Consider the following 24,855-nt stretch of genomic DNA (forward strand, 5'->3'; position numbering starts at 1 on the left):
GATCAGCCCTTGCAGAGCTCGGCGGCGGTGTGGCTGCCGGGCAGCTCGGCCTGGGTGAAGCCGAACGGCTTGATGATCGGCAGAAGCCGGTTGTTCTGCTTGAGCTCCGCGAGCTTGCCGTTGAAGGCGTTGACCAGATCCGTGTCCGCCTTGCGGAACGCGAAGCCGCCGCCGCCGATCTGCTCCTTGCCGTCGATCACCGGCACGAACGCCTCGGTGATCTCGTACGGTGCGCCCGGGTGCTTGGACAGCGTGTCGGCGAGCGAGATGCGGGTCAGGGCGATCGCCTCGATGCGCCCGGCCTTGAGAGCCTCGTACGCGCTGGGCTGGTCGGCGAAGGTCTTGATGTTGCCCTTCTTCACGCCGAGCTTGGACGCGTAGCCCTCCTCGACCGCGCCGGTGAGCACGCCGAGCTTGATGTTCTGCTTGGCGACGTCCTCGAACTTCTTGATGCCCTTCGGGTTCCCCTTGTGCACCATGAACGCGGTCGTCCCGACGAAGTCCGGGTCGGCGAAGGCGACCTGGGCGCAGCGCTCCGGGGTGATGGACATGCCGGCGGCGATGGTGTCGAACCGGCGCGCCTGCAGACCGCCGATGAGCCCACCGAAGTCGACCTGGACGCCCCGCACCTCATTGACGCCGAGTTCCTTGAAGATCACCCGAGCCAGCTCCGGCGCCTCACCGGTCAGCTTGCCGCTCTTGTCCATGTAGTCATACGGCGACTCGTTGGCGAAGCCCACCTGGATATAGCCCTGCTGCTTGATGCGATCCAGGGTGCCACCGCCGGACCGCTCCTTGGCCGGGTCGGTGGTCGAGCACGCCGCCGCGAGAGGCACGGCGCCGGCCAGCACGGCCGCGGTACGGAGGAAGTCACGTCGTGATGAGGTCATGGGGTCTCCAAGGTCCGAGAGCCCGGCGGTGGCCACCCCGGAGATATCCGGGGTGGCCACCGCCGAAGGCTCGGGGGGGTTATCTGCCGCCTACCGGGGTGAAGTCTCGGGAGGCGATGAACTCGGGTCGTCGGGACGGTGCGGCGAAAGGCTCCTCACAGGTGTTCTCGACGCTGTTGAAGACGATGAAGACGTTCGACCGCGGGAACGGTGTGATGTTGCCGTTCGAACCGTGCATGCAATTGCAGTCGAACATCGTCGCCGAGCCCGCGGGCCCGGTGAACAGATCGATGCCGTGCTTGTTGGCCAGGATGGACAGGCTGTCGGGGTCGGGGGTACCGATCTCCTGACCGCGCAGCGACTCTTTGTAGTGATCGTCGGGGGTTTCGCCCACACACGAGACGAATGTCCGATGCGATCCCGGCATGATCATCAAGCCACCATTGTGGACGAAATTCTCGGTGAGCGCGATGGAAATGCTTACAGCGCGCATACGCGGCATTCCGTCTTCGGCGTGCCAGGTCTCGAAGTCCGAGTGCCAGTAGAAGTCCTTGCCCTTGAACCCCGGCTTGTAGTTGACGCGGCTCTGGTGCACGTACACGTCGGAGCCCAGGATCTGGCGGGCCCGGCCGACCACGCGCGGGTCGGTCACCAGCTCGGCGAACACCTCGCTGACCTTGTGCACCTCGAAGACGGACCGGATCTCGTCGGAGCCGCGCTCGGTGACCGTCCGCTCGTCGCGCAGCACGGCCTGGTCCTCGGCCAGCCGGCGCAGCTCGGCGCGGTAGCGTTCGATCTCTTCGGGGACGAGCAGCTCGTCGACCGTCAGGAAACCCTTCTCGTCGAACGAGGCCAGGGTCTCCGGGTCGATGGGCCCGTCGTCCGGGCCGCCGTACACCACGGGGTCGGTGCGGTAGAGCAGGGCGGGCTCGCCGGCCTTACGGGTGGGGTAGAGGTCGTTGGGTCCGGGGTTCGGGTGCTCGATCATGTCAGGCCTCCTCGGTGATCAGTGGATAGACGCCGTTCTCGTCGTGCACCTCCCGTCCGGTGCACGGTGGATTGAAGACGCAGACGGTCCGCAGGTCGGTCTGGGGGCGCACGGTGTGGTGCTCGTGGCCGTCGAGGAGATAGAGCGTGCCGGGCTCGAGGCGGTGCTTCTCGCCGGTGTCATCGTTGACGAGCTCGCCCTCGCCCTCGATGACGTAGACCGCTTCGATGTGGTTGGCGTACCACATGTGCGTCTCGGTGCCGGCGTACATGACGGTCTCGTGCATCGAGAAGCCGACCTTCTCGCTCGCCAGCACGAAGCGGCGGCTCCGCCAGGTGGGTGCCTCCACGTCGCGCTCGGTGCCGCTGATCTCCTTCAGCGAGCGTACGATCAAGATGTCTCCCTTCGTTGTGCCTTGTCTTTCCTGGTCAGGCGAGCACCGCGTCCACGGAGGCCGCGATGATGTCGAGCCCTTCGTCGAGCTCGTCGGGGGTGGTGGTGAGGGGCGGCAGGAGCTTGACGACCTCGCTCTCCGGCCCGGAGGTCTCCATCAGCAGGCGGCGGTCGAACGCCTGGGCGCAGACCTTCGTCGCCGCCGCGGGGTCGGTGAAGGCCAGTCCCTGGGCGAGGCCGCGCCCGCGGACCCCGCTGATCGCCTCGGGGTGGGTCGCGGCGATCCGGCCGAGGCCCTGCTCGACCTGCTCGCTCTTGGCGAGGGTCTCCTTCTCCATCCCCTCGCCGTTCCAGAACTCCAGCGCGGCCGTGGCGGTCACGAACGCCGGGTTCGGCCCGCGGAACGTTCCATTGTGCTCACCTGGCTCCCAGACGTCGAGTTCCGGCTTGAGCAGCGTCACGGCGAACGGCAGGCCGTACCCGCTCAGCGACTTGGACAGGCAGACGATGTCGGGCACGATGCCGGCCTGCTCGAAGCTGAAGAACGGTCCCGTGCGCCCGCAGCCCATCTGGACGTCGTCGACGATGAGCAGCATCTCGTGGCGCCGGCACACGTCGGCCAGGCCGCGGAGCCATTCGGGGGTGGCGGCGTTCAGGCCGCCCTCGCCCTGGACCGTCTCCACGATGACCGCGGCCGGGGCGTCCAGGCCGCTGCCGCTGTCGTCCAGGAGCCGCTCGAACAGCAGGAAGTCCGGCGTCCGCCCGTCGAGGTAGTTGTCGAACGGCATGGGCACGGCGTGGCCCAGCGGGATCCCGGCGCCGCCGCGCTTCATGCCGTTGCCGGTGACGGCGAGCGCACCGAGCGACATGCCGTGGAAGGCGTTGGTGAAGCTGACGATCGTCTCCCGGCCGGTGTACTTGCGGGCGAGCTTCAACGCCGCCTCGACCGCGGTCGTACCCGCCGGGCCGGGGAACTGGACCCGGTAGTCGAGACCGCGCGGCGCCAGCACGACCTCGTGGAAGGTCTCGAGGAAGCGCCGCTTCGCGACGGTGTACATGTCGAGGCTGTGCACAATGTTGTCGTCCGCCAGGTAAGCGAGGAGCTTCTCCTTCAGCAGCGGATGATTGTGGCCGTAGTTGAGGGTGCCCGCTCCGGCGAAGAAGTCGAGAAAGGCGTTGTCCTCCTCGTCGTACAGGCGGCTGCCGGAGGCCTTCTGGAAGACCGCGGGCCATCCCCGGCAGTAGCTGCGGACCTCGGACTCGTGCGACTCGAACACGTCCATGCGTCTCACCTGTCTCCTGACGTGGCTGGTACGTCCAGTGGGCCGATGCGGTAGAGCTCCTCCGGCTCGTGGTCGCCGGGGAACAGGTCCTCGGAGAGGAGCGGAGTGCGGCGCAGTTCGGTGCCGCGATCACGGGCGAAGGCGGTGAAGAGGCGATCCGAGGCGACGTTGTCCGGGGTCACGGTCGCCTCGACGTACCGGTGGCCCCGGTCCGCGAGGTGGCCGAGCATCCGGCCCGCGAGCGAGCGGCCGCGCCAGTCCTCCTCGACCGCGACCTGCCACACGAAGAGCGTCCCGGGCTCCTCGGGGCGGTCGAAGCCGGTCACGAAGCCGCGGATCTCGCCGTCGACCCGGGCGACCACGGAGGTCGCCGCGAAGTCACGGCACCAGAGCACGTAGCTGTAGGGAGAATTGAGGTCGAGGGTCTTTGAATCACGGGCGATGCGCCACAATTGGCGGCCGTCTTCGATTCTGGGAGGCTCCAAGATCTCGGTAGCGGTGGCGGTCGGGGAATGCTGTGCGCTCGGATGTCCTGGCGACATGGGTTACGAATTTAGCGAACCCGAAACCGCGCCTCGGGCCGCTTTTCGATCACGGTGTTTGAGCCCCGTAATTCGGGGGTAGAGAGGCAGGTTTTCCGCTTTTCGGGGCCCGGGACGGTGGTCGCGTGAAAACGATCACGAGGACACATATCCCCCCTGACCAGGGAAAACGCGGACAGATCACCGCCGCGAGGCCCGCCGCCCGTCTCAACATGCGGACACATCCCCCCCGGACCACAGCGCCCGCGCCGCCCGAGATGCGGAGTTCAATATTGAGATCTAGATCACACGTTTTGTTGCAAACCGGTAACGGATATGAGGCGTCTTGGCCCCCGTGCATGACGGCGGATGATCATCGAGTACTACGTTGAAGGTCATGCGGGTACTCGTCACCGGTGCTTCGGGATACGTCGGATCGCACGCGGTGAAGTCGGTCCTCGCCTCCGGCCACCGTCCCCGGCTGCTCGTCCGCGACCCCGGCCGGACGGGCCGCGTCCTCGCCGAGATCGGGGTGGACGCCGGCGACGCCGAGATGTGCCACGGCGACATGCTGGACGAGGAGGCCGTCGGCCGCGCGCTGGACGGCTGCGACGCGGTGATCCACGCCGCGGCCGCGCTCGGCGTCACGGGCCGCCGTACGGACCTGGTCACGGTCAACGTCACCGGCACCCGCAACGTGGTCGGCGGCGCGGTGGCCCGCGGCCTGGACCCGGTGATCCACACGTCGACGATCGCGGTGTTCGTCCCGCCCGCGGGCCCGGTGATCACCTCCGACGCTCCCCTGGCGCGGCCGCGCACGGGGTACGGACGATCCAAGCTGGAGGCCGAGCGGTACGCACGGAGCCTGCAGGACGACGGCGCGCCGGTCACGATCGTCTATCCCGGCGGGGTGCTCGGGCCGTCCCAGCCCCACCTGGACGCGATGCCGGCGGGCCTGGCCGCCGGGCTGGGCATCGCGTGGCCGGTGTCGCCCGGCGGGGTGTCGCTGCTGGACGTGCGCGACCTGGGGGACGCGCTCGCGCGCTGCGTCGAGCCCGGCCGGGGCGGCCGGCGGCTCATCCTGGGCGGGCACTACGTGCGATGGCCGGAGTTCGCCGACCTGTGCGACGCGCTGACCGGCGTCCGCTGCCGCCGGATCCCGTTGCCCGGCGGTCTCATGATCGCGCTCGGCACTCTTCTGGACGCCGCCAAGAAGGTGCACGGGTTCCGGTATCCGCTGACGCGGGACGCGGCCGAGCTGATGGTGACGCTCGTCCCCTCCGACGACACGGTCGCGCTCGACGCTCTCGGCCTGACACTCCGCCCGCTGGAGGAGAGCGTCACCGACACGCTGCGCTGGCTCGTCGCCGCGGGACACCTGCGCCCGGCCCGTGCCGGCCGCCTGGGGCCGGTCTCGAAGTCCCCCTCCGCGGCGCGCCGCGAGGCGGAGCAGGGAGCCGGCCCGGGTCCGGCCGTCGACCGGCGACGCGGGGCGGCGCCGCCCGGGCGCCGTGCAGGAGGACAGCGGGGCCTTGAGACGGGCCCCGGCAGCCACAAGGAGTTCGTGATGCCCGTACGCGCTTTGCAGGGAGTGCTCACGCCGGTCGCCCAGAAGCTGGCGAGCGCACCGTGGTTCGCCCGGATCGGCCCCAAGGTCGTACCGCCGCTCGACCGGGTGCTGCACCGGCTGTCCGGCGGGCGCGTCCTGCTGCCGGCGATCGTGCTGCCGAGCATCGTGCTCACGACGACCGGCCGCAAGACCGGCCTGCCGCGGGAGACGCCGCTGATCTGCCTGCCCGAGGAGGACGGGTCGTTCGTCGTCGTCGGCAGCAACTTCGGCCGTGACCACCACCCGGCGTGGACGGCGAACCTCCTGGCCGACCCGCAGGCCGAGGTCCGCTACCAGGGCCGCCGCATCCCGGTCACGGCCCAGGCGCTGGAGGGCGCCGAACGCGCCGAGGTCTGGCCGCGGCTCGTACGGATCTGGTCGGTCTATGACACCTACGTCGAGCGCGCCGACCAGCGTGAGCTGCGCGTCTTTCGCCTCACTCCGTCCTGACCGGGGTCAGCCGCTCGACTTCGGGGAAGGCACCGGGGCCGGCGTGGCCGGCTGACCCGGCTGCGGCACGCGGCGGTTCGGTCCCCAGCCGTTCGGCGGCGCCCAGTCACGCGGGACGTGGCCGTAGCCGCGGCCCATTATTCCCCCCGGACCGAAACGGACCTGGACCGACCGATCGTGGCCGTGGTCGTCGTCGAACGCGGCCACGATGCCGCCGCCGACCAGTCCGCCGACCAGGCCGGCCACCAGGGTCAGCGCGCCGGCCCGCACCGACCCGTTGGAGGACCACCGGCGCCAGCGGCCCGGCCCGGGCGGCGGCGCGGCGCCGTCCACGTACGGCGGGGTTGTGCGGCCGGACTCCAGGAAGTCCGTCTGCGCGCCGCCCTGAGGCGGCGGCGCGCCCGGGCCGGGCGGCGCCGGCGCGACCGGCCGGTCCGGCGGAGGCGGTGCCTGCCCGCCGCCGGCCGGCGCGGCCGGGGTCTCACCGCCGTCGGCCGGCGCAGCGGATGGGCCGGGTCGTGCGGCCGGCGGCTCCCCGGCCGGTGTGGCGCCCTCGCGGGGATCGTGCTCGTCCTGTTCCGCCATTTTCACTTTTCCTCACGATTCCGTAGGCCTAGCGAATCCGATTGTCGCGCAGAAACCCCTAAGCATGGCGTAAACGGAAAAGGCGGCCCCGCCTCCGCGAGACCGCCCTTCCGGCAGCCATCGGCCGTCAGGCCATTCAGGAAATTGTCAGGCGGCCACCGTCTGCCCGGTCGTCGCCGGCTCCAGCGCCCAGTCGAGCACCTCGCGGACGTCCGAGGCCAGGTGGACGGTCAGCTGCTCCAGCACCTCCGCCGGCACGTCGTCCAGATCGGGCTCGTTGCGCTTGGGGATGAGGACCGTGGTGATCCCCGCCCGGTGCGCGGCGAGCAGCTTCTGCTTGACCCCGCCGATCGGCAGGACGCGCCCGGTCAGCGAGACCTCGCCGGTCATCGCCACGTCGGAGCGTACGAGCCGGCCGGACAGCAGCGACGCGAGCGCGGTCGTCATCGTGACGCCGGCGCTCGGCCCGTCCTTGGGCACGGCCCCGGCCGGCACGTGGACGTGCACGCCGCGGTTCTTCAGGTCGCCGACCGGCAGTTCCATCTCCGCGCCGCGCGAGCGCAGGTACGACAGGGCGATGCGGGCCGACTCCTTCATGACGTCGCCGAGCTGGCCGGTCAGCGTCACGCCGGTCTCGCCGGTCTCCTCGTCGGCCAGCGACGCCTCGATGTAGAGCACGTCGCCGCCCGCGCCGGTGACCGCAAGGCCGGTGGCCACGCCCGGCACCGCCGTACGGCGCTCCTCCTCCTTGAGCGAGGTCTCCGGGGTGAACCGGGGCCGCCCGAGGTAGTCGCGCAGGTCACCCGCGCCGACCGACACCGGCAGGGTCACGGTCTCCAGCGCGACGTTCGCCGCGACCTTGCGGAGCACCCGCGCGATCGACCGCTCCAGGCTCCGTACGCCCGCCTCACGGGTGTACTCCCCCGCCAGCAGCCGCAGGGCGTCCTCGCCGACCGTGACCTCCTCGGCCGTCAGGCCGGCCATGTCGAGCTGACGGGGCAGCAGGTGGTCGCGGGCGATGGTGACCTTCTCGTCCTCGGTGTAGCCGTCGAGCGAGACCAGCTCCATGCGGTCCAGCAGCGGGCCCGGGATCGTCTCCAGGGCGTTGGCCGTCGCCAGGAAGACCACGTCGGACAGGTCGAGCTCCACCTCGAGGTAGTGGTCGCGGAACGTGTGGTTCTGCGCCGGGTCCAGCACCTCCAGCAGGGCGGCCGTCGGGTCGCCGCGGTAGTCGGCGCCGACCTTGTCGATCTCGTCGAGGAGCACGACCGGGTTCATCGATCCCGCCTCGCGGATCGCGCGCACGATCCGGCCGGGCAGCGCCCCGACGTACGTGCGGCGGTGGCCGCGGATCTCCGCCTCGTCCCGTACGCCGCCGAGCGCGACGCGGACGAACTTGCGCCCCATCGCCCGCGCGACCGACTCCCCCAGCGAGGTCTTGCCGACACCGGGCGGGCCGACCAGGGCCAGTACGGCGCCGGAACGCCGTCCGCCGATCACGCCGAGCCCGCGCTCCTCACGCCGCTTGCGCACGGCGAGGTACTCGACGATGCGCTCCTTGACGTCGTCGAGCCCGGTGTGGTCCTCGTCGAGGACCTTCCTGGCACCGACGATGTCGTACGCGTCCTCGGTCCGTTCGTTCCACGGGATGTCGAGGACCGTGTCGAGCCAGGTGCGGATCCAGCCGACCTCGGGCGACTGCTCGGCGGTCCGCTCGAGCTTGTCGACCTCCTTCAGCGCGGCCTCGCGCACCTTCTCCGGCAGGTCGGCGGCCTCCACCCGGGCGCGGTAGTCCTCCTCCTCGCTGGAGGGGTCGCCGCTGAGCTCGCCCAGCTCCTTGCGGATGGCGGCGAGCTGCTGGCGGAGCAGGAACTCCTTCTGCTGCTTCTCCACTCCCTCCTCGACGTCCTTGCGGATCGTCTCGGCGACGTCCAGCTCGGCCAGGTGCTCGCGGGTCCAGCCGATCGCCAGCTCCAGCCGCTCGGTCACGTCGGTGGTCTCGAGGATCCGCACCTTCTGCTCAGCGTCGAGGTAGGACGCGTAGCCGGAGCGGTCGGCCATCACCGACGGGTCCTCGATCTGGCGGATCATGTCGATGACCTGCCAGGCACCGCGCTTCTCCAGCACGCCGACGACCAGGGCCCGGTACTCCTTGGCCAGTTCGCCGGCCCGCGCGCCGAGGCCGGTGTCCTCGGCCACGGTGCCCTCGACCCACAGCGCCTTGCCCGGGCCGGAGGTACCGGTGCCGATGCGCACCCGCGCCACACCGCGTACGACGGCCCCGGGGTCGCCGCCCGGCAGCCGGCCGATCTGCTCGATGACCGCCAGGGTGCCGACGGCCGCATATTTCCCGTTCAGCCGAGGCACGATGAGCACCTGCGGCTTGTCATCCTCGTTGTCCGACGGCGTCCCCGGCGCCGTGGTGCGCGCCGTCTCGATGGCGCCTCGTACCTCATCGTCCGTAAGAGACAACGGCACGACCATCGCGGGCAGCACGACCTCGTCGTCGAGGGGCAGCACCGGCAGGGTGACGGTCTTGCTCATCAGGCCTCCAAAGATTGAGTCACTCACACTCAAGAAAGGAGAGCCGTGATCTATTTCCCGGAGGTCGTTCGCTCTGAGCGAGCACCACCACGCACCCCTACATGGCCCCAACGCCCTTCCCCCGCATGCCGCCCGAAGAACACCGGAGCTCAGGCTCCTCGCCGGCGCGGCTCCGTGCGCAGGCCGTCGCAGATGACGGTCATCATCCGTAGCGCCATCCGCCGGTCACCCTGTTCCCGTTCCGCGGCGGCATGAATGCTGTTCAGCAGGGCACGGACGTCGGCGATGCCGATGTCGGCGCGGACCTGACCGCTGTCCTGGGCTCGCTTCACCAGGCGTTCCAGCGCTCGATCCAGCTGCTCCGTCTCGGCCGCGATCCTGGCCTTCGCGTCGATGCCGACTCCGGCCAGGATCTCGGCCAGCCCCCGGTTCTTCATCCCGCGTTCGACCATGCCGAGGCAGAACCCGAAGAACGCCTCGCCCGGATCCTCGGCCTCGGCCAGGCCGCGCGCCTCATCCGCCGGCTGGGCGATGTGGCTGAGCACGATGGCCTCGAACAGCGACTCCTTGGTCGGAAAATGCCGGTGCATCGTGCCCGCGCCCAGCCCGGCCCGCCGGGCGATCTCATCGACCGGTACGCCCGAACACTTTCGATCAGGAGATCACGCATGTCATCTTCGGCTACTCCCACTCCCCCGCGAGGTTCTCGCGCGAATGCACGAGCTGACCGTCACCGACGAGGCGGCAGCCGTCGACCTCTATGCGGGGAACGCGGTGCACGAGATCCCGTTCGCCCCGGCCGGCGCCCCGGCCCGCGTCGAGGGGCGAGAAGCCCTCCGCCGGCTGATGGACGCTCAAGGCCGATCCCCGGTGAAGTACCAGAGCTTCGAGAACGTGCAGGTGTGGGAGACCACCGACCCTGAAGTGATCATCGGCGCCGTTGCGCTGTTGCTCGCCGTACGGCTGCTGCCACGCGATCCAGACCGTGAAGTCGACGATCGCATCGACGTCACGGGGCCGGCCCTGCTGCCCCCGGGGCTTGCCGCGCTTGTCTACGGCTTGTCCCAGGCCGGCAACGACGACCCGCGGCTGATCGCGGGTACCGCCGCGGGGCTGGCCTTGCTCGCGGCGTTCACGAGCCGCGCGATCCGAATGGCCGGCGGGAACACGCGTCCGTCACGGCTCCTCCCGGGCGCGTGCGTCGCGCAGCCTGAGGATGGAGATCGCGGTAAGCGCGACGGCACGGTCTTCGTCATGTGACAGCTCCGCGAGGGCACGTGACGGCGTGATCCCCGGGATGTCCGCGAGCGCCTCCGTCAGCCGTCGGCGCACAGACGGTGCGTCGGCGCCGCGGGCGAGGCAGTCGACGAGCCTGGTGGCGATCTGATCCGCCAGCGCGGGGTCGGTCGCCAACGCGCTCAGCGCATCGGCCGCATCGGCGTCGTTCGCCTCGTCGACGATCATGTCGATCAGCGTCGGGACCGCGTCGGCCACTCCCCGTGCGCCGAGCGCCAGAGCCGCGCACCTGCGGACCACGATGTCGGAGTCGGTGAGGGCGTCCCGCAGCAGTGCGGTCGCCTCCCCGTCCGGGATCTCGGCGATGGACTGGACGGCGCGTTTCCGTACCTCGGCCGCCGGTGAGCCGAGGCCCTCCGCCAGCCGCGCCAGTCCGCCCCCGCCCGACTGCGCCAGAGCCCATCGGAGGGCTCCGGCGACGTTGGGGTCCGTCTCGCTCAAGGCCGCCTCGGCCAGAGCCTCCGCCGGCAACGGAACCCCTTCGACCGAGGACAGGGCCGCACGCTGGCGCCTCCCCGCGCTCTCCGAACCCAAGCCCTGGAGGAGCGCGACGATCTGGAGGACGCCCTCCCAGCCGGCGGGTTCGGCGGCATCGATCCGATGGAGTCGCGTGAGGAGCTCCGTCTCAGCCGCGATGCGTTCCCGCGTCTGGCGGATGAGGTCGTCGACGAGCTCCGAGGGCGTGAAACCGGGATCATCCAGCGCGCGCCCGACTTCACGCAGCGACAGCCCCAATGACCGCAGGCTCTCGACGTGGAAGATCCGCCGGATGTCCTCGCGGGAGTACTCCCGGTAGCCGGCCGTGGTACGACCCGTCGGCCGCACCAGGCCGAGCGACTCGTAGTGCCTGAGCATGCGGGCGCTGACCCCGGACCGTCGTGCCACCTCACCGATCAACACTGCCCCTCACTCCTCCTGCCCGGTCGTGCCGAGGGCCACGAGGCGCTTCGCCTCCTCGATCGCGAACTCGAATCCGGCATCCGGGTCGCGCCACAGCCGCTCCGTGGCGATCGCGTGCCGACGCACGCGGGGGTCGGGATCCGTCATCGCGGCGCGCAGGGTCGGCATGATCACCTCACCGAGCGCGATCAGCGCCCGGCTGAGGCTCAACTGCGTCTCACGCTCGCCTCGCCCGAGTCGTGTCGCCAGCACGCCGGCCAACTCGGATTCTTCATTCTCGGGCACGAGGACGACGGCTGCTCGCCACGCGGCCCGCGCCACCTCGTCGTCGGCGTCGGTCAGCAGCGCTCGTGTGATCGCCGGCCACGCTCGCCGATCCCCGATCTTGGACAGCGTGTGCAACGCCTGGCTCCGTCCCTGCGCACGCTCGGAGTGGAGTTCGTCGATGAGCCTGGGGACCGTCATCGCTGGTGAGTGGCGGGTGAGTGCCCAGGTCAGCATGTCGCGCACAAAGAATTCAGGCTCGATCGCGCAGCGTTCGACGAGCCGGTCGATGAACCCCGGGTCCGGGGTCGTGCCGGCCGCCATCGCCACCTGCAGCCGCACCGACGAGTCGCCGTTGTCCAGCCCCTGGAGCGCTCGCATCGTGTTCGTGTCCTCTTTCGGCATGGTCGTCGGACCACCTCCCAGGCCGCAGTGAAGGCCTTGTCACCGTGTCAAGGTCAAGCGGGAGGGGCCGTCCGTATCCGGGCGGGCCGGCCGCGTCGGGCGGCTCGCCCCGATAACGGCTGGTGCACCGGAGCCAGAGCTTGCGATCATCACGGCATGACCGCCCCCGACACCGCGATGCTGGACCGCCTCGCCGCCGAGTGCGCTCGGCTGGTCGCCGCCGACCACGGCCGCCGCCTCGACGGTTCGCTCGCCTCCCTCGTCGAACTGGACGAGGTGTGCCTGGCCCTGCTGGCCGACGGGCCGCTCGCCGAGGACCGGCTCCGGCTGTGGTGGCGACTCGTCGGCGCCTATACCGGCCGGGTCCTGGTCCAGGCGTACGGCGGCACGTGGATCGATCACGAAGGAAGCCTCGCCGTCGAGGTCTCCGGGGTGAAGGCGTTCCCCTTCTCCACCGCCCACCGGGTGCTGAGCGGCGAGGAGGGCAAGAGCCTGGCCTCCTTCGGACGGGCTCTGCCCGTCATCATCGATCGGCAGAGTCGCGTCCCAGGGACTCCCGACTAGCGTCCGTACGCAGGCCGCCGCGGTCGGAGGCCTCGCACCCCGGCTCACTCCCGTGCGGTCACCAGGGTGACGGGTCGCCGCCGCGTGGCCGACAGCGTGCTCCACACACTGGCCGCGCCGGTCACCAGGAAGGCCCCGGGGACCAGCAGGAGCAGCGGTGTCCACGGCACCGCGACGAGCGGCACGCCGACCGCGCGGACGCCGGCCGCGGCGATGCCGGCCAGCGCGCCCGCCGCGACGAGGCCGCCGAGCGCCAGCCCGATCGCGGTCACCGCCGACGCCTCGATCAGCGCCATGCGCACGACCTGTGGCCGGCTCAGGCCGGTGACGCGGGCGACCGCGAACTCCGCCGTACGCTCGGCGCCGGCGATGATCACGGCGTTGACGACGGCGACGGCCGCGTACAGGCCGCCGAGCCCCATGAGGACGGCGAAGATCGCCATGTTCCCGCGCTCCTCCGCCGCGGCCCGGTCCCCGGCCCAGCGCGCCACGGTGCGCACCGTGCCGATGCCGGCGGCGCGAAGCCGCCCGGCGACCGCCGCAGGGTCGGTACCGGGGGCGACCTGGACCACGGTCTGTGCCGGTGCCCGGGCCGCGATCGCGTCCGGAACCAGCTCGCGCGGCACCAGGAAGTTGTCGGCGCCGTTCTCCAGGGTCGGCGGCAGCAGGGCGACGATCCGCAGTCGCATCCGCCGCCCGCCGACGCGCGCGGTGACCACGTCGCCGAGACGCCACCCCTCCTCGCTCTGCCCCGGAGCCACGGCGATGGTCCGGCCGTGGAGCCGGTCCAGTGAGCCGGCACGGGCGACCGGCCGGTGCGTTCGCCCGTAGGCCGGCGGGTCCACCGCGACGACTCCCGAGTAGACGGTCCGCCGGTACGCACGGCCGGCCCTCCGGTGCCGGCCCGTCACGGAGACGGGCACCGTGGACTGGACCGACGCGACCGCGACCCCGGGCACCTCCGCGATCCGCGCGGCGGCCGCACCGGTCGAGTCCACGACCAGGTCTCCCGCGACGATGCGCCTCTGCTCTTCGCCGACCATCGTCGCCAGCGAGTCCAGCGTTCCGGTCAGACCGAGGACCAGGGCGACGAGCACGATCAGCGGAGCGGCCGTGGAGGCGCTGCGGCGCACGGCGTCCCGCAGGTTCGCCTGGGCGAGCTCGCCGAGGGTGCTCGGCCGCAGCGCCAGCCCGAACAGCCTGCCGGCGAGCGGCACGACCAGCGGGCTCAACAGGCTCAGCGCCACCGCGCCGAGAACTGAGACGCCCAGCGCGATCACGATCGCCCCCAGGACCTCGGACGCCTGCCCGACCCAGATCATCCAGATCGTGAGGGCCAGGAGGGACGTGCCGAAGAACCAGCGGGACACGGTCATCACCCGCGCGGCGCGTCCGGCGTCGCGCAGGGCCTCCAGCGGGCGTACCGCCGCCGCCCGCCGGGCGGCCGCGAGCACCCCGAGCAGCGCCACCCCGAGCCCGGTGCACGCCGACGCGAGCATGATCCCGCCGTCCAGACGCGGGGAGAACCCGGCCGGCAGGAAGCCGAACGCGACGAGCGACCAGGATTGCGCCCAGGTGGCGGGCACGCCGATCAGCACTCCCGCCGCCGTCCCGGCCGTGCCGAGCAGCGACGCCTCGCACAGCAGCAGGCCGAGGAGTTGCGGGCGGCTTCCCCCGGCCAGGCGCAGCAGCGCGAGTTCCTTACGGCGCTGGGCGACGGTGAAGGCGAAGGTCGAGCTCACGATGAACAACGTCAGGAACGCCGCCAGCAGAACCGTCATCCCGAGCAGCGTCGCGGCGCCCGCGTAGGCGTCCCGCAACCGCTCCCTGGCCTGGCCGGACGGGCTCGAAGGTATCTCCGCGTCGGAGATGGCCGCCATCACCAGCAGCGACGACTGCAGGAGCGCGACGCCCAGGGCCACGGCCACGATGGCGCCGGCGAACAGCCGGCGATGCTCCCGGAAGGTCGTGAGCGACAACCGCAGCACGTTCATCCCTCCAGCCGCGCGAGGCGGTCGGCGACCGCGCCCACGGAGGGCCGGACCAGGCGGTCCACGACCCGGCCGTCGGACAGGAACACCACGGCGTCCGCGCTCGCGGCCGCCGCCGGATCGTGGGTGACCATGACGATCGTCTGGCCTCCCGCGTCGACCAGTCCGCGCATCAGCCCGAGCACCGTACGGGCGGACGCGGAGTCCAGGGCGCCGGTCGGCTCGTCGGCGAACAGGACCTCGGGCCGGGTCACCATCGCACGAGCGATGGCCACCCGCTGCTGCTGGCCGCCCGACAGCTCGCGTGGCCGGTGCCCCAGCCGGTCCCCCAGCCCGACGGCCGCCAGCACGTCCCGAACGTCCTTGCGGGACACCCCGCTCCGGGCCAGTCTCAGCGGCAGGGCGACGTTCTGCTCCGCGGACAGAGACCCGATCAGGTTGAAGCTCTGGAAGACGAAACCGACGGTACGGCGCCGCAACGCGGTGAGGACCCCGTCCGGCGCGGAGGTGATGTCCCGGCCGAGCAGGAAGACCCGCCCGTCGCTCACCTTCTCCAGGCCGGCCGCGCAGTGCATCAGCGTGGACTTTCCCGAGCCCGACGGCCCCATCACCGCCGTCCACGACCCGGCGGGAAACCCGATGTGCACGCCGTCGAGCGCACGGATCCGTGCCTGTCCCGCCCCGTACTCCCTGGTCACGCCGCGCAGTTCCACGACGATCCGGCTCACTCCCGCGGGCCGTTCCGGCCCGGTCCGTCCCACCATCATGAAGTCGATCCCATCGGCGGGCCGGGCCTCCATACATCGGGCCGGGCCACCGAGACACCGAGGCCGCCGTTCGACAGCGGCTCCGCGACGGACGCCACCGGCCGGCCGGCGAACAGGCGGGGCCGCAGGTGGCTGGTCCAGCCGAACTCCTCGCCCCAGTAGAAGGGCGTGAGAGGGATGACCGCCGCCATCAGCAGCAGAGGCGACGCCCATTCCGGCAGGCCGGAGACGCCCAGTGGCGCCAGGTCGGGCTGCCACAGGCCCAGCGCCGCCGCCACCGTGACGGCGGCGGCGACGGCGACGAGCCGTACCAGCGGGTTGACGAGCGAGAGCCCGACCGCCGGCCGGGCGGTGAACAGGTAACCCCAGGACAGGCCGCAGGAGATGAGGAGGTACGCGAGTACCCCTGTGCGCGTTTTCAAAGCCCCGAACGCACCTTTCCGTGTCAGTCGGACGCGTCCGTTCACGGAATCACCGAGCCGGTGGCGCGGCCATCACGGCGGACCACCGGATCCGAGGTAGTGCTGGGCCTACCAGGTCGATGGCTGCGGCCTCATGAGCGGTTCGAACCTAGGCAGTGCTGGGCCTACCAGGTCGAACGCGGCGCCGTCGTGAGCGGCGGGAACCGAGGCCGCCGGTAGCGTGGCGCGTGTGCCCTCCCCCGTGCCGAACACCGCGCTGGAGGCGGTCGCCCGGCGCCGCTTCCTTCTCAGCCGCTGGCCGTGGCGGTCTCTGGGCTACCTGCTGACCGCCGCCGTGCCCGTGTTCGTGGCCGTCCTGCCCCTGGCGCTGCTCACCTCGCCGTGGGCCGTCGCGCTACGCCTGGCGACCCGGGACGGGCGGCCGCCGTACGGCGTGATCACGTCGCTCGTCGCGCTCGGGCTGCTGCTGGTGGTCGGCATCGGCCCGCTGGTGGCCCTGCCCCTGGCGGAGTTGGAGCGGGGACGGCTGCGCCTGGTGGACTCGCGGCCGGTGGCGTCCGCGCACCGCCGCCCGCCGGCCGGCGGGCCGTGGCCGTGGCTGCGCAGCCGCTACACGGAGGCGGCCACCTGGCGGGCCCTCGGCTACACCGCCCTGCTCGTCACCGTGACCGTCGCGCTCTGGCCCGCCGTCCTGCTGCTCCTGCTGCTGATCGGCGGATTGGTCGCGAGTCCGCTCCTGGCGCGGGACGGCCATCCCGTGTCGCTCATCGTCGGCCACGCCGGTACGCCGACGGCGGCCCTGCCGTACGCGATCGCCGGTCTGGTGCTGCTACCGGTCACCGCGTACCTGCTGGCATTGCTCGCCGGTGCGCACGGCGCGATGGCGCGGGCCCTGCTCGCGCGCGGGACCGGCGAGCGGCTGCGCGCGGAGCTGGTCGAGGTGTCGCGCTCGCGCGCCCGGCTCGTCGGCGCCTTCGAGGCCGAACGCCGCCGGATCGAGCGTGACCTGCACGACGGCGCCCAGCAGCGGCTCCTCAGCCTCACCCTGCAACTCGGCCTCGCCCGGCTCGACCTCCCGCCCGAGTCGCCCGCGAGCAGGAGTGTCGCCGACGCGCACGAACAGGCGAAACAGCTCATGGTCGAGTTGCGGGAACTCGTCCGCGGCATTCATCCCCGGGTGCTCACCGACCGGGGACTCCCGGCGGCGATCGGCGAGCTGGCCGACCGGTTCCATCTCCCGGTGACGGTGACCGCCGACCTGCCCGCCCGGCCGCCCCGCCACGTCGAGGGCACGGCCTACTTCGTCGTCGCCGAGGCCCTCACGAACATCACCAAGCACAGCGGGGCGACCGCGGCGAGCGTCACCGTTGGGCACGACGGAGACGTGCTCACCGTGGAGATCCACGACGACGGCGACGGCGGCGCGGACCCACGGCGCGGCACCGGCCTGACCGGCCTGGCCGACCGGGTGGCCGTGACGGACGGGAGAATGCTGCTGTCGAGCCCGGACGGTGGGCCGACGGTCCTACGAGTGGAGCTTCCGTGCAGCCTGAGCGAACCGCGGTCCGAGTAGTCCTCGCCGAGGACGGCGTGCTCCTCCGGGAAGGGCTCGCGGGACTGCTCCACAGGTTCGGGTTCGAGGTCGCCGCCACGGCCGGCGACGCCGCCACGCTCAAGAAGGCCGTCACCGAGCACGCCCCCGACCTGGTGATCACCGACATCCGGATGCCTCCGGAGTACACGGACGAGGGGCTGCGCGCCGCCGTCGAACTCCGCCGCTCCGACCCGAGCCTGGCCGTCGTCGCGCTCAGCCAGTACGTCGAACTGAGTTACGCCTCCGATCTGCTCGACTCCGGCGACGGCAAAGGCGTCGGCTACCTCCTCAAGGACCGGGTGGTCGACGTCGAGGAGTTCGTCGCCACGCTGCGCCAGGTGGCCGGCGGCGGAACCGTGGTCGATCCCCAGGTCGTACGCCAGTTGCTGCGCCGGCAGCGCGACCCGCTGAGCCGCCTGTCCGCACGGGAGCGTGAGGTTCTCGGCCTCATCGCCGAAGGGCACTCGAACACCGCGATCGCCCGGCTGCTCGTCGTCTCCGAGGCCACGGTCGGCAAGCACGTCGGTGGCATCCTCACCAAACTCGACCTCCCTCCGGACGACGACACGAGCCGCCGGGTCCTCGCGGTACTGACCTACCTGCGGAGCGGCTCCGCCCGATGACGCGCACGGCCCGCGCCCGGCTCATCGCCTTCGGCCCGGACGTGACCGCGACCAGCACCGCCGGCCGGGTTCGGCGTTTTCGGCGCGAGACTCCCGAGCGGACGACGGTCAGCGACTGATCACGCGCTGGGCGACGAACACGAACTCCCGCCCCGGGCGGTCCGGGGCCTGCCGTACGTCCAGCACGCGATAGCCGCCGTCGGCCATGCTCCGCTCCAGCTCGTCGCGGTCGCGGAACCTCAGCGTCGAGTCCGAGGTGAGGACCGCGCCGTCCGTCAGGAACCGGTAGATGCAGCGGAAGGAGACCAGGGGGAGGCTGACATCGGTGACCTCGAGACGCCGCTCCACCGGACCGATCCCCGGAACGTCGAGGGTGAGCGGAGCCGTGTCGGCGGCCCACTCCTCCCAGGCGCGGCGCTCGGGACGCCGGGTCTCGAACACGAGGTGACCACCGGGACGAAGCGCGGCGTGAACGCCTCGGAGCGTCCGTGCCCAGTCGTCGTCGGTGAGGAAGACCTGCGCGACGTTCCCGGTCATCACCGCGAGGTCGAAGCCGGACGCCGTGGCGGCGAGCCGAGTAGCGGGTGGGAAGGCGGGCTCGGCCATCAGACGCGCGTCGCCGTGCACCCAGGTGATCCTTCCGGCCGGGTCCTTGGATCGCGCGACGTCGAGCGACGCCTTCGCCGGGTCGACGCCCACGACCGTACGGCCGCTCTCGGCGAGCAGGACCGCCAGGCAGCCCGTCCCACAGCCGACGTCGAGCACCCGGTCCGCGCCCAGCTCGCCGGCGATGGCGACGTAGGCCGCGAGGTCGTCCCGGTCGCCGTCGAAGGCGTCGTAGAGGGGTGCGAGCCGGGGATGGGCGAAGAGCGCGTCGGGCACCAGGCGACCGTACTCGCGGCGGGGCGCTCCGGCGACGGGTTTTCCCGCTGCGCTACGCCTCCGGTGAAACCACGTGTCGCCCGTCCGTCCGGATCGCCAGGATGGCCGACATGAGACTGCTCGTACTGGGAGGAACACACCACGTCGGACGCGCCGTCGTCGAGGCGGCGCTGGCGCGGGGCGATGAGGTCACCACCGTCAACCGGGGACTGAGCCGGGCGCCCGCACCCGGGGTGGAGGCGCTCATCGCCGACCGGACCGACCGTGACGCCCTGCGCCGGGCGGTCGCGGACCGGGAGTGGGACGCGGTGATCGACACCTGGAGCGGACCGCCGCGGATGGTGCGCGACGCGTGCGAGTCGCTCGCCGGCCGGACCGGTCACTACGGGTACGTCTCCAGCCGGTCGGTCTACCGGTGGCCGATCCCGCGCGGCGCCGACGAGAACGCCCCGGTGGTCGACGCCGACCCCGGCGCGGAAAACGACGAGGACTACGCCGCCGCCAAGCGCGGCGGCGAGCTCGCCGCGCTGGAGACGTTCGGCGACCGGGCGCTGCTCGCCCGCGCCGGACTCATCCTGGGCCCGTACGAGAACGTCGGCCGCATGCCGTGGTGGCTGCGCCGGATCGAGCGCGGCGGGCCCGTCCTGGCGCCCGAGCCCGAACGCCCCCTCCAGTACATCGACGCACGCGACCTGGCCCGCTGGATGCTGTCGGCCGCGGACCGCCGGATCTCCGGCGCCTTCAACGCCGTCAGCCCGACCGGGTACTGCACGATGCGCGAACTGCTGGAGACCGCCGTACGGGTGACCGGCGCGGACGCGGAACTCGTCTGGGTCTCCCCCGAGGCGATCGAGGAGGCGGGCATCAGCCCCTGGATCGAACTGCCGATCTGGCTGCCGCAGGACGAGGAGTACGGGGGCATGCACGACTCGGACGTGTCCGCCGCCGTCGGCACCGGCCTCACCTTCCGGCCGATGCCGGAGACGGTCGCCGACACGTGGACCTGGCTCCAGACGGAGGGAGACCCGGAGCCGCAGCACCGGCTCGGACTCGACCCGGACAAGGAGCGGCGCGTCCTGGCGAAGATCAGCACCCGGTGAGCCGGCGACGCGAGCCTTCAGGACGGGGGAAGGTCTTTGAGGTAGCGGACGCCGCGGTCGCCTGAGTCCTCGTAACCGAGGTGCCGGTAGAAGGGGTGGGACCCATCGCGGTGCCGCCCGCCGGTGACCTCCATCCGTACGCAGCCGAGGTCGCCGGCCGGGCGTTCGGCCGCCGCGGCGTCGCCGGGCCGCGCACTCCGGATGACGAGATCCGCGCTCATGAGCCCTCCTTCGTCGGGGGAGTGACCAGGCGCACTGTGCTCGCGTCTCCTTCCCGTCGTGTACGCCGGTCAGCGCAGGCGCGAGGACGAGAGGATCGACGCGACGTGAGCGACGACCATCGCCCAGGTGACGCCCGCGATGGCCATGACGGCCAGCCGGGTCGGTCCCAGACCTCCGGCCGCCGCATCGGCGACCGCGGCGCACAGGAGGACGAGGGACGCCTCGATGCCGTTGGTGATGCGGTGGAGCTTCACCGCCGAGGCCAGCCGCCGGACCGAGGCGAGACCCGCCGCCCGAGGCCGTGCCGCTTCGTCGCCGGCCGGCGCCAGGCCCCGGCGGGCACGCGCGACGTCGACAAGGTCGGTCGAGGCCTTCAGCAGCACGATGCCGAGCGCCGCAGCCAGCCCGACGGACACCCATGCCGCCGACGCGCCGCGGGCCGCCCGGAAGCCCGCTCCCACCATGAGCGCGGCGTCGGCCAGGTACGCGCCGAGCCGGTCGAGGTAGATACCCGTCGCGCTGTTCTGCCCCCGCCACCGGGCGACCTCGCCGTCCACGCAGTCGAACAGCAGGAAGAGCTGGAACAGCAGCGCCGCCGCTACGGCCCCCGCCGGTCCGGGAACGAGCAGGGCCGGGCCCGAGGCCACGCCGCACACCACCATCGACCACGTCAGGGCGTCCGGCGTCACCCGGGTGCGGACGAGGCGGCGGGTGAGGCGCAACGAGATCCGCCGCATGTACAGGCGGCCCGCCCAGTGTTCGCCGTTGCGGCTCCGCAGCTTCGCGCCCGGCTGGCAGACCTCGCGCAGTTCGGCGAGTGTTGGAACGGTGGCCGCGCGGGGCGTTTCGAGCATCCGGTCAGGATAGGGGCTTCGCGGCCGCCGCCACCCGTGGTGCGCCACGACCGAGATCACTGCGCGGGAGGGCATGTGGCGGTCGGATGGACGGGGTTCACCGCCGGGTGAAGGCGCGGATGAGTTCGGCGAGTCTCTCCGGGCGGTCCAGGGGGATGAGCGTGTCGCTGTCGCCGACCTCGGCCAGGTGGGCCTGCGGCAGGAGGGCGGCCAGGCGGCGGCCGTGGTCCAGGGGCATCACGCGGTCCTCGGTCGCCCACACCACCAGGGCCGGGCGGTCGAACCTCGGCAGGCGTTCCGCGGCGGCCAGCAGGATGTCCGGGTCGGCCGCGGCGGCGCGCAGGACGCGTACGGTGTCGCGGCGGATCTCCGGCCGGGTCAACACCGGGCGCATCCATCGCGCGGTGGCCGCGTCGCCTCGCCTCGTCAGGTGGCCGAACGCCAGTGGCAGGCGCCGTACGGGACGGAGCCGCATCTGCTGCATGAACAGGCCGAACAGCCACGGCGACAGCCGGCCCGAACGCACCAGCGTGCGGCCGGTGAGTCCCGGCGGGAAGTTGTCGAAGGCGTCACACGAGACCAGCACCGCCCCGGCCACGCGCGCCCGGTCCTCGCCGATGAGGAGCTGGACGAGCGCGCCGCCCGTGTCGTTGCCGACCAGGGTGACATCGCGCAGGTCGAGGCGGTCGAGGAACTCCGCCACCAGCTTCGCCACGCCCGGGAGCGACAGGTCGGCCCCGGGGTCCATCGCCCGGCGATGGGCGCCCAGGGGCAGCGTCGGCACCACGCACCGATGGTCGGCGGACAGGTCGGCGACCGGGCCGTCCCACAGCGAGGCGTCCATCATCAGGCCGTGCAACAGGACGAGCACCGGGCCGTCACCGGTGTCCTCGTACTCGATGACGCCGCCGGACAGCGTGACCTCTCTCGCGCCGCGGCTCTCTTTCGCTCCGTGTCCCGGCATGGCGGACCTCCGCTCAGGAAATGAACCGTGCGGTTCACATTTCCAAGTGAACCATGTGGTTCGCACATGCTCCACGGTGGGTACGGCTAGACGGCGGCCTCCTCGCGTTCCAGCGTCCGGACCAGGGCCTCGAAGCCCGCGGCGACCCCCGCGTCGTCCTCGCCGATCAGTCGTTCGAGCAGGAAGCCCCGCAGGGTCGCGAGGATCATCTGGGCGACCTGGGCTCTGCGCTCCTCGGTCCAGCCGTCCGGGCACAGGGACCGCAGCACCGGCAGATACTGCCCCGAGGCCTCCCGGCCCAGCTCGGCGTACCGCGCCGGGTCGTACATCGCCAGGCCCATCGCCTGGTCGAGCACCCGCCGCAGCCCCGACTCCTCCTCCATCAGGATCGGCCAGATGGCGCGTACGCCCTCCGCCAGCGTGCCGCCCCGCGCGGCGATCGCGGGCAGCGCGTTGCCGATGCGGCGTTCGCGCAGCTTGAAGACCGCCTGCCGGAGCAGGTCCTCGGCCCCGTCGAAGTGGTAGAGCAGCACCTTGTGCGTGGTGCCGGCCGCACGCGCGGCACGCCGGAGCGAGAAGTCCACGAGCCCGTTCGCCGCCAGATCGTCGGTGACCCGGTCGAGCAGTTCCCGCCGCCTCGCCTCGCCGCGCGGCGACCCCGCCGACCGCCGGTACCCCGCACGTGAGCCGTCATGCGCAGAGGTGTTCATGCCCCCAGCTTCCCAAGCTGGTAGTGCGGGTTCGACTCCCGTCACCCGCTCGCATCACAAAGGCCCAGGTCGGAAGGTTGTCCCGACCCGGGCCTTGATCGTTTCTAGGCACCATGGCGCCCCGTCGTGCAGCCAACGTGCAACGAGGCCACCGGCACCAGCACTTCCGCCGGCCCCTCAACGCCGTCGTCTCGCTGCGCTTTGAGAAGTACGTCGAGGCCCTGGGCGCCCATCCTCCGCATCAGGTCATTGGTCGTCCAAGGTCATTCCGACGCGATCGCCGGGTGACGGTCAACTGGTGCGTTGTCCGGTCACGGTCACGGCATCGCCTGGTCGCTGCTCTCGGCGAAATGGCGATACCACTCTTGGGCCTCCTCTGGCCGGCCCGACTCATCGAGGAGGACGGCCAAGTCGAAGGTCGCCGCCGTATGGCCCGCCTCAACGGCGCGGCGAAGCCACGACTCGGCCTCCGGCCCGCGGTCCCACTGCGCCAGCAGTGCGCCGAGGACGGCCATGGCCTCGACATCGCCGTCCTCGGCCTCGCGGCGGAGACGTTCCTCGGCCTGCGCGGCATGACCCGACTCATGCAACTCGTGTGCGAGGGCGGGGATGAGGTCAGGGTCGTCGGTCCGGGCGGCACGGCGAAACCACTGCTCGGCCTCCTTGCCTCGGTCCAGTGCGAGGAGAACGACACCGAGGGTGCTGATCGAGAAGGTTTCGCCGCTCTCGGCCGCGCGCCGAAGCCAGGGCTCGGCCTCCTCGGCCCGCGCCTCCTTGGCGAGCCGAAACCCGAGCCCGTACATCGCGGTGGTGTTCCCGGCCTGGGCGGACAGCCGGAGCCAATGTTCCGCCTCCTGACCCTCTCCTTGCTCATCGAGCAGACCACCGAGATAGACCATCGCCGTGATGTCCCCGAGCTCGGCGGCACGGCGAAGCCACGGCTCAGCCTTGTCCAACCGATCCGCAATGAGGAGATCGAAACCCAGGGCACGCATCGCGTCGACGTCCCCGCGAGCCGCGGCCAGACGCCGACCCGGCCGCTTGAACGAACTACCGGCGACGAACCGGAAGACGGGCCCCAGCGGGACGATCACGAAGATCACCGTGAGGATCATCATCGCCGCTATCCAGAAACCGGCCATCACCAACGGCCCCCGACGATCGCCACCGTGAGCAATGACCAGAGAACGACCCGTCGTCTCATGAGAACCCCTCCAAACGGGCTCTCGCGCCGCATCGCCGGCGCTCGCAAGTGAGGACGCCCCAACACGGCTCCAGGTTGGCACTGGGCGGGTGCTCCGCTGTCATCGATCACCTTCCGCTCTCGCGTATCAGTGACGGGCCCTGAACGATTCACCGCCGATCCCCTCACGGGCAGAGGGCGGGCGGGTTCGATTCCCGCCACCCGCTCAGACGCCAAGAAGCCCAGGTCGGGACATTGAGCTCGAACGCTGGGGGATTCTCTCGTCACCGGCTCTTACCGTTGGGACCGTGGAACACGACCTCGACCATCAAGACCAGGTCTTCATCAACTTCCGGGACTTCTTCCGGTGTTCGCCGGGGCACGCGTTCCGCTGGGTCGATCTCAAGCGATTCCGCCTGCCCCGGCCGGCGCGAAGCGATTCGCACATCCTGGATGCCCTGATCAGACACGATCACTTCCGGGACGACTACGCAGGGGGCGGGGTCGACCCGGTGGGGACTCGGCACGGCCCTTACTGGCTGGACCGCATCTCCGCCGACGCGTACGAGCCGGTCGATGAGACGACCGCGGCGTACACCTTGGACCTGTGGGCCGGCCAGTACGGCGAGTTGCCCCGGGCGTTGAAGGTGGCCTTGGAGCGGGACGTCCACGCGCTGGTGCGGGGCGCCACAAGCCGATACCGCCTCAAGGACCTGGGCGAAGGCGCGCTGCACGACTGGGGCGGCGTGCACGGTGAGTTCTACGAGCTGGTCGTGATCGACCGCACTACCGGCAGCTTGGCTCTGATCGTCGCCGCCGACGACTGAGACCGCCGCGGAGCGTCTGCGGCG

27 protein-coding genes and 1 pseudogene are annotated in these 24,855 nt (G+C 71.5%); 8 read left to right on the forward strand and 20 right to left on the reverse strand.

What is annotated here, in order from left to right:
- Window positions 1–2: 2 nt before the first annotated feature.
- From ehuB to ectA, 5 genes are all read right to left on the reverse strand, one after another.
- Window positions 3–890: an ectoine/hydroxyectoine ABC transporter substrate-binding protein EhuB gene (gene ehuB, locus ABEA10_RS17570; RefSeq protein ID WP_345464877.1), complete on the reverse strand. Its 888-nt coding sequence runs from the start codon at window positions 888–890 to the stop codon at window positions 3–5.
- 79 nt (window positions 891–969) lie between these two features.
- The gene (gene thpD / locus ABEA10_RS17575) at window positions 970–1,878 is read right to left on the reverse strand and encodes an ectoine hydroxylase (RefSeq protein WP_329239299.1); all 909 of its coding nucleotides are present in this window, start codon (window positions 1,876–1,878) and stop codon (window positions 970–972) included.
- A 1-nt stretch (window position 1,879) separates the two neighbouring features.
- Complete coding sequence (locus ABEA10_RS17580) at window positions 1,880–2,272, reverse strand: ectoine synthase (RefSeq protein WP_329239301.1); 393 nt, start codon at window positions 2,270–2,272, stop codon at window positions 1,880–1,882.
- 34 nt (window positions 2,273–2,306) lie between these two features.
- Entirely contained in the window at window positions 2,307–3,554 is a 1,248-nt protein-coding gene (gene ectB, locus ABEA10_RS17585; protein WP_345464882.1) for a diaminobutyrate--2-oxoglutarate transaminase, read from the reverse strand.
- Between the two features lie 5 nt (window positions 3,555–3,559).
- Complete coding sequence (ectA, locus tag ABEA10_RS17590; RefSeq protein ID WP_345464884.1) at window positions 3,560–4,039, reverse strand: diaminobutyrate acetyltransferase; 480 nt, start codon at window positions 4,037–4,039, stop codon at window positions 3,560–3,562.
- Window positions 4,040–4,472: 433 nt separating this feature from the next.
- Here ectA and ABEA10_RS17595 point away from each other — a divergent pair, with 433 nt between their 5' ends.
- A complete protein-coding gene (locus ABEA10_RS17595) occupies window positions 4,473–6,134 on the forward strand; it encodes a nitroreductase/quinone reductase family protein (protein WP_345464886.1) in 1,662 nt (553 codons plus the stop codon).
- Window positions 6,135–6,140: 6 nt separating this feature from the next.
- On the opposite strand, the gene ABEA10_RS17600 is transcribed toward ABEA10_RS17595, so the two are convergent.
- The 4 genes and pseudogenes from ABEA10_RS17600 to ABEA10_RS17615 all read right to left on the reverse strand — a co-directional run.
- Window positions 6,141–6,719 carry a hypothetical protein gene (locus tag ABEA10_RS17600; RefSeq protein WP_345464888.1) on the reverse strand — a complete coding sequence of 193 codons (579 nt, stop codon included), beginning with the start codon at window positions 6,717–6,719 and terminating at the stop codon, window positions 6,141–6,143.
- Between the two features lie 147 nt (window positions 6,720–6,866).
- Window positions 6,867–9,263 carry an endopeptidase La gene (gene lon, locus ABEA10_RS17605; protein ID WP_345464890.1) on the reverse strand — a complete coding sequence of 799 codons (2,397 nt, stop codon included), beginning with the start codon at window positions 9,261–9,263 and terminating at the stop codon, window positions 6,867–6,869.
- A 149-nt stretch (window positions 9,264–9,412) separates the two neighbouring features.
- Window positions 9,413–9,808, reverse strand: coding sequence for an SbtR family transcriptional regulator (locus ABEA10_RS17610; protein ID WP_345465165.1), 396 nt, complete (start codon window positions 9,806–9,808; stop codon window positions 9,413–9,415).
- A gap of 12 nt (window positions 9,809–9,820) precedes the next feature.
- Window positions 9,821–9,892 (reverse strand): annotated as a pseudogene (locus ABEA10_RS17615) (TetR family transcriptional regulator); the annotation flags it as partial.
- Window positions 9,893–9,977: 85 nt separating this feature from the next.
- On the opposite strand from ABEA10_RS17615, the gene ABEA10_RS17620 reads away from it, so the two are divergent.
- Window positions 9,978–10,523 carry a hypothetical protein gene (locus tag ABEA10_RS17620; protein ID WP_345464892.1) on the forward strand — a complete coding sequence of 182 codons (546 nt, stop codon included), beginning with the start codon at window positions 9,978–9,980 and terminating at the stop codon, window positions 10,521–10,523.
- Here the strand turns inward: ABEA10_RS17620 and ABEA10_RS17625 are convergent.
- On the reverse strand, window positions 10,440–11,459 hold the full coding sequence (locus ABEA10_RS17625; protein WP_345464894.1) for a MerR family transcriptional regulator: 1,020 nt from the start codon (window positions 11,457–11,459) through the stop codon (window positions 10,440–10,442). The two genes, ABEA10_RS17620 and ABEA10_RS17625, sit on opposite strands and share 84 nt — an antisense overlap.
- Before the next feature lie 6 nt (window positions 11,460–11,465).
- The gene (locus ABEA10_RS17630) at window positions 11,466–12,128 is read right to left on the reverse strand and encodes a HEAT repeat domain-containing protein (RefSeq protein WP_345464896.1); all 663 of its coding nucleotides are present in this window, start codon (window positions 12,126–12,128) and stop codon (window positions 11,466–11,468) included.
- Window positions 12,129–12,284: 156 nt separating this feature from the next.
- On the opposite strand from ABEA10_RS17630, the gene ABEA10_RS17635 reads away from it, so the two are divergent.
- Window positions 12,285–12,692: a hypothetical protein gene (locus tag ABEA10_RS17635; protein WP_345464898.1), complete on the forward strand. Its 408-nt coding sequence runs from the start codon at window positions 12,285–12,287 to the stop codon at window positions 12,690–12,692.
- Between the two features lie 44 nt (window positions 12,693–12,736).
- Here ABEA10_RS17635 and ABEA10_RS17640 read toward each other — a convergent pair whose 3' ends face one another.
- The 3 genes from ABEA10_RS17640 to ABEA10_RS17650 are packed head-to-tail and all read right to left on the reverse strand — an operon-like array spanning window position 12,737 to window position 15,872.
- Window positions 12,737–14,686, reverse strand: a complete 1,950-nt coding sequence (locus tag ABEA10_RS17640; protein ID WP_345464900.1) for an FtsX-like permease family protein — start codon at window positions 14,684–14,686, stop codon at window positions 12,737–12,739.
- Window positions 14,683–15,450 carry an ABC transporter ATP-binding protein gene (locus tag ABEA10_RS17645; protein WP_345464902.1) on the reverse strand — a complete coding sequence of 256 codons (768 nt, stop codon included), beginning with the start codon at window positions 15,448–15,450 and terminating at the stop codon, window positions 14,683–14,685. Before ABEA10_RS17645 ends, ABEA10_RS17640 begins: the two co-directional genes overlap by 4 nt.
- Window positions 15,447–15,872, reverse strand: a complete 426-nt coding sequence (locus ABEA10_RS17650) for a hypothetical protein (RefSeq protein ID WP_345464904.1) — start codon at window positions 15,870–15,872, stop codon at window positions 15,447–15,449. The genes ABEA10_RS17645 and ABEA10_RS17650 overlap by 4 nt, the downstream gene beginning before the upstream one ends.
- A 229-nt stretch (window positions 15,873–16,101) precedes the next feature.
- On the opposite strand from ABEA10_RS17650, the gene ABEA10_RS17655 reads away from it, so the two are divergent.
- The 3 genes from ABEA10_RS17655 to ABEA10_RS17665 are packed head-to-tail and all read left to right on the forward strand — an operon-like array spanning window position 16,102 to window position 18,208.
- Window positions 16,102–17,445: a sensor histidine kinase gene (locus tag ABEA10_RS17655; protein WP_345464906.1), complete on the forward strand. Its 1,344-nt coding sequence runs from the start codon at window positions 16,102–16,104 to the stop codon at window positions 17,443–17,445.
- Window positions 17,415–18,089, forward strand: coding sequence for a response regulator transcription factor (locus ABEA10_RS17660; protein WP_345464908.1), 675 nt, complete (start codon window positions 17,415–17,417; stop codon window positions 18,087–18,089). Before ABEA10_RS17655 ends, ABEA10_RS17660 begins: the two co-directional genes overlap by 31 nt.
- Entirely contained in the window at window positions 18,086–18,208 is a 123-nt protein-coding gene (locus tag ABEA10_RS17665; protein WP_345464910.1) for a hypothetical protein, read from the forward strand. The genes ABEA10_RS17660 and ABEA10_RS17665 overlap by 4 nt, the downstream gene beginning before the upstream one ends.
- Here the strand turns inward: ABEA10_RS17665 and ABEA10_RS17670 are convergent.
- On the reverse strand, window positions 18,198–18,971 hold the full coding sequence (locus ABEA10_RS17670) for a class I SAM-dependent methyltransferase (RefSeq protein ID WP_345464912.1): 774 nt from the start codon (window positions 18,969–18,971) through the stop codon (window positions 18,198–18,200). The genes ABEA10_RS17665 and ABEA10_RS17670 overlap by 11 nt on opposite strands.
- Before the next feature lie 110 nt (window positions 18,972–19,081).
- Here ABEA10_RS17670 and ABEA10_RS17675 point away from each other — a divergent pair, with 110 nt between their 5' ends.
- Entirely contained in the window at window positions 19,082–20,071 is a 990-nt protein-coding gene (locus ABEA10_RS17675) for an NAD-dependent epimerase/dehydratase family protein (protein WP_345464914.1), read from the forward strand.
- 17 nt (window positions 20,072–20,088) lie between these two features.
- Here ABEA10_RS17675 and ABEA10_RS17680 read toward each other — a convergent pair whose 3' ends face one another.
- From ABEA10_RS17680 to ABEA10_RS17700, 5 genes are all read right to left on the reverse strand, one after another.
- A complete protein-coding gene (locus ABEA10_RS17680) occupies window positions 20,089–20,292 on the reverse strand; it encodes a hypothetical protein (protein WP_345464916.1) in 204 nt (67 codons plus the stop codon).
- 69 nt (window positions 20,293–20,361) lie between these two features.
- Window positions 20,362–21,147 carry a CDP-alcohol phosphatidyltransferase family protein gene (locus tag ABEA10_RS17685; protein WP_345464918.1) on the reverse strand — a complete coding sequence of 262 codons (786 nt, stop codon included), beginning with the start codon at window positions 21,145–21,147 and terminating at the stop codon, window positions 20,362–20,364.
- A 97-nt stretch (window positions 21,148–21,244) separates the two neighbouring features.
- Window positions 21,245–22,111 (reverse strand): alpha/beta fold hydrolase, encoded by an 867-nt coding sequence (locus tag ABEA10_RS17690; RefSeq protein WP_345464920.1) that lies wholly within the window; start codon window positions 22,109–22,111, stop codon window positions 21,245–21,247.
- A gap of 86 nt (window positions 22,112–22,197) precedes the next feature.
- Window positions 22,198–22,821, reverse strand: a complete 624-nt coding sequence (locus ABEA10_RS17695; RefSeq protein WP_345464921.1) for a TetR/AcrR family transcriptional regulator — start codon at window positions 22,819–22,821, stop codon at window positions 22,198–22,200.
- Between the two features lie 317 nt (window positions 22,822–23,138).
- Window positions 23,139–23,963 (reverse strand): SEL1-like repeat protein, encoded by an 825-nt coding sequence (locus tag ABEA10_RS17700; RefSeq protein ID WP_345464923.1) that lies wholly within the window; start codon window positions 23,961–23,963, stop codon window positions 23,139–23,141.
- 349 nt (window positions 23,964–24,312) lie between these two features.
- Here ABEA10_RS17700 and ABEA10_RS17705 point away from each other — a divergent pair, with 349 nt between their 5' ends.
- Window positions 24,313–24,831 (forward strand): hypothetical protein, encoded by a 519-nt coding sequence (locus ABEA10_RS17705; RefSeq protein WP_345464925.1) that lies wholly within the window; start codon window positions 24,313–24,315, stop codon window positions 24,829–24,831.
- The last annotated feature ends 24 nt before the right edge of the window (window positions 24,832–24,855 follow it).

This window comes from Actinoallomurus oryzae (assembly GCF_039541955.1).
Classification (GTDB): Bacteria; Actinomycetota; Actinomycetes; order Streptosporangiales; family Streptosporangiaceae; genus Actinoallomurus; species Actinoallomurus oryzae.

What these genes read in the sequence shown, in the direction of transcription:
- ABEA10_RS17690 (WP_345464920.1), bottom strand. Translation starts at nt 22,111, where the DNA reads ATGCCGGGACACGGAGCGAAAGAGAGCCGCGGCGCGAGAGAGGTCACG.
- ABEA10_RS17700 (WP_345464923.1), bottom strand. Translation starts at nt 23,963, where the DNA reads ATGGCCGGTTTCTGGATAGCGGCGATGATGATCCTCACGGTGATCTTC.
- ABEA10_RS17620 (WP_345464892.1), top strand. Translation starts at nt 9,978, where the DNA reads ATGCACGAGCTGACCGTCACCGACGAGGCGGCAGCCGTCGACCTCTAT.
- ABEA10_RS17600 (WP_345464888.1), bottom strand. Translation starts at nt 6,719, where the DNA reads ATGGCGGAACAGGACGAGCACGATCCCCGCGAGGGCGCCACACCGGCC.
- ABEA10_RS17630 (WP_345464896.1), bottom strand. Translation starts at nt 12,128, where the DNA reads ATGCCGAAAGAGGACACGAACACGATGCGAGCGCTCCAGGGGCTGGAC.
- ABEA10_RS17665 (WP_345464910.1), top strand. Translation starts at nt 18,086, where the DNA reads ATGACGCGCACGGCCCGCGCCCGGCTCATCGCCTTCGGCCCGGACGTG.
- ABEA10_RS17680 (WP_345464916.1), bottom strand. Translation starts at nt 20,292, where the DNA reads ATGAGCGCGGATCTCGTCATCCGGAGTGCGCGGCCCGGCGACGCCGCG.
- ABEA10_RS17675 (WP_345464914.1), top strand. Translation starts at nt 19,082, where the DNA reads ATGAGACTGCTCGTACTGGGAGGAACACACCACGTCGGACGCGCCGTC.
- thpD (WP_329239299.1), bottom strand. Translation starts at nt 1,878, where the DNA reads ATGATCGAGCACCCGAACCCCGGACCCAACGACCTCTACCCCACCCGT.
- ehuB (WP_345464877.1), bottom strand. Translation starts at nt 890, where the DNA reads ATGACCTCATCACGACGTGACTTCCTCCGTACCGCGGCCGTGCTGGCC.
- ABEA10_RS17595 (WP_345464886.1), top strand. Translation starts at nt 4,473, where the DNA reads ATGCGGGTACTCGTCACCGGTGCTTCGGGATACGTCGGATCGCACGCG.
- ABEA10_RS17635 (WP_345464898.1), top strand. Translation starts at nt 12,285, where the DNA reads ATGACCGCCCCCGACACCGCGATGCTGGACCGCCTCGCCGCCGAGTGC.
- ABEA10_RS17640 (WP_345464900.1), bottom strand. Translation starts at nt 14,686, where the DNA reads ATGAACGTGCTGCGGTTGTCGCTCACGACCTTCCGGGAGCATCGCCGG.
- ABEA10_RS17645 (WP_345464902.1), bottom strand. Translation starts at nt 15,450, where the DNA reads ATGATGGTGGGACGGACCGGGCCGGAACGGCCCGCGGGAGTGAGCCGG.
- lon (WP_345464890.1), bottom strand. Translation starts at nt 9,263, where the DNA reads ATGAGCAAGACCGTCACCCTGCCGGTGCTGCCCCTCGACGACGAGGTC.
- ectB (WP_345464882.1), bottom strand. Translation starts at nt 3,554, where the DNA reads ATGGACGTGTTCGAGTCGCACGAGTCCGAGGTCCGCAGCTACTGCCGG.
- ABEA10_RS17695 (WP_345464921.1), bottom strand. Translation starts at nt 22,821, where the DNA reads ATGAACACCTCTGCGCATGACGGCTCACGTGCGGGGTACCGGCGGTCG.
- ABEA10_RS17685 (WP_345464918.1), bottom strand. Translation starts at nt 21,147, where the DNA reads ATGCTCGAAACGCCCCGCGCGGCCACCGTTCCAACACTCGCCGAACTG.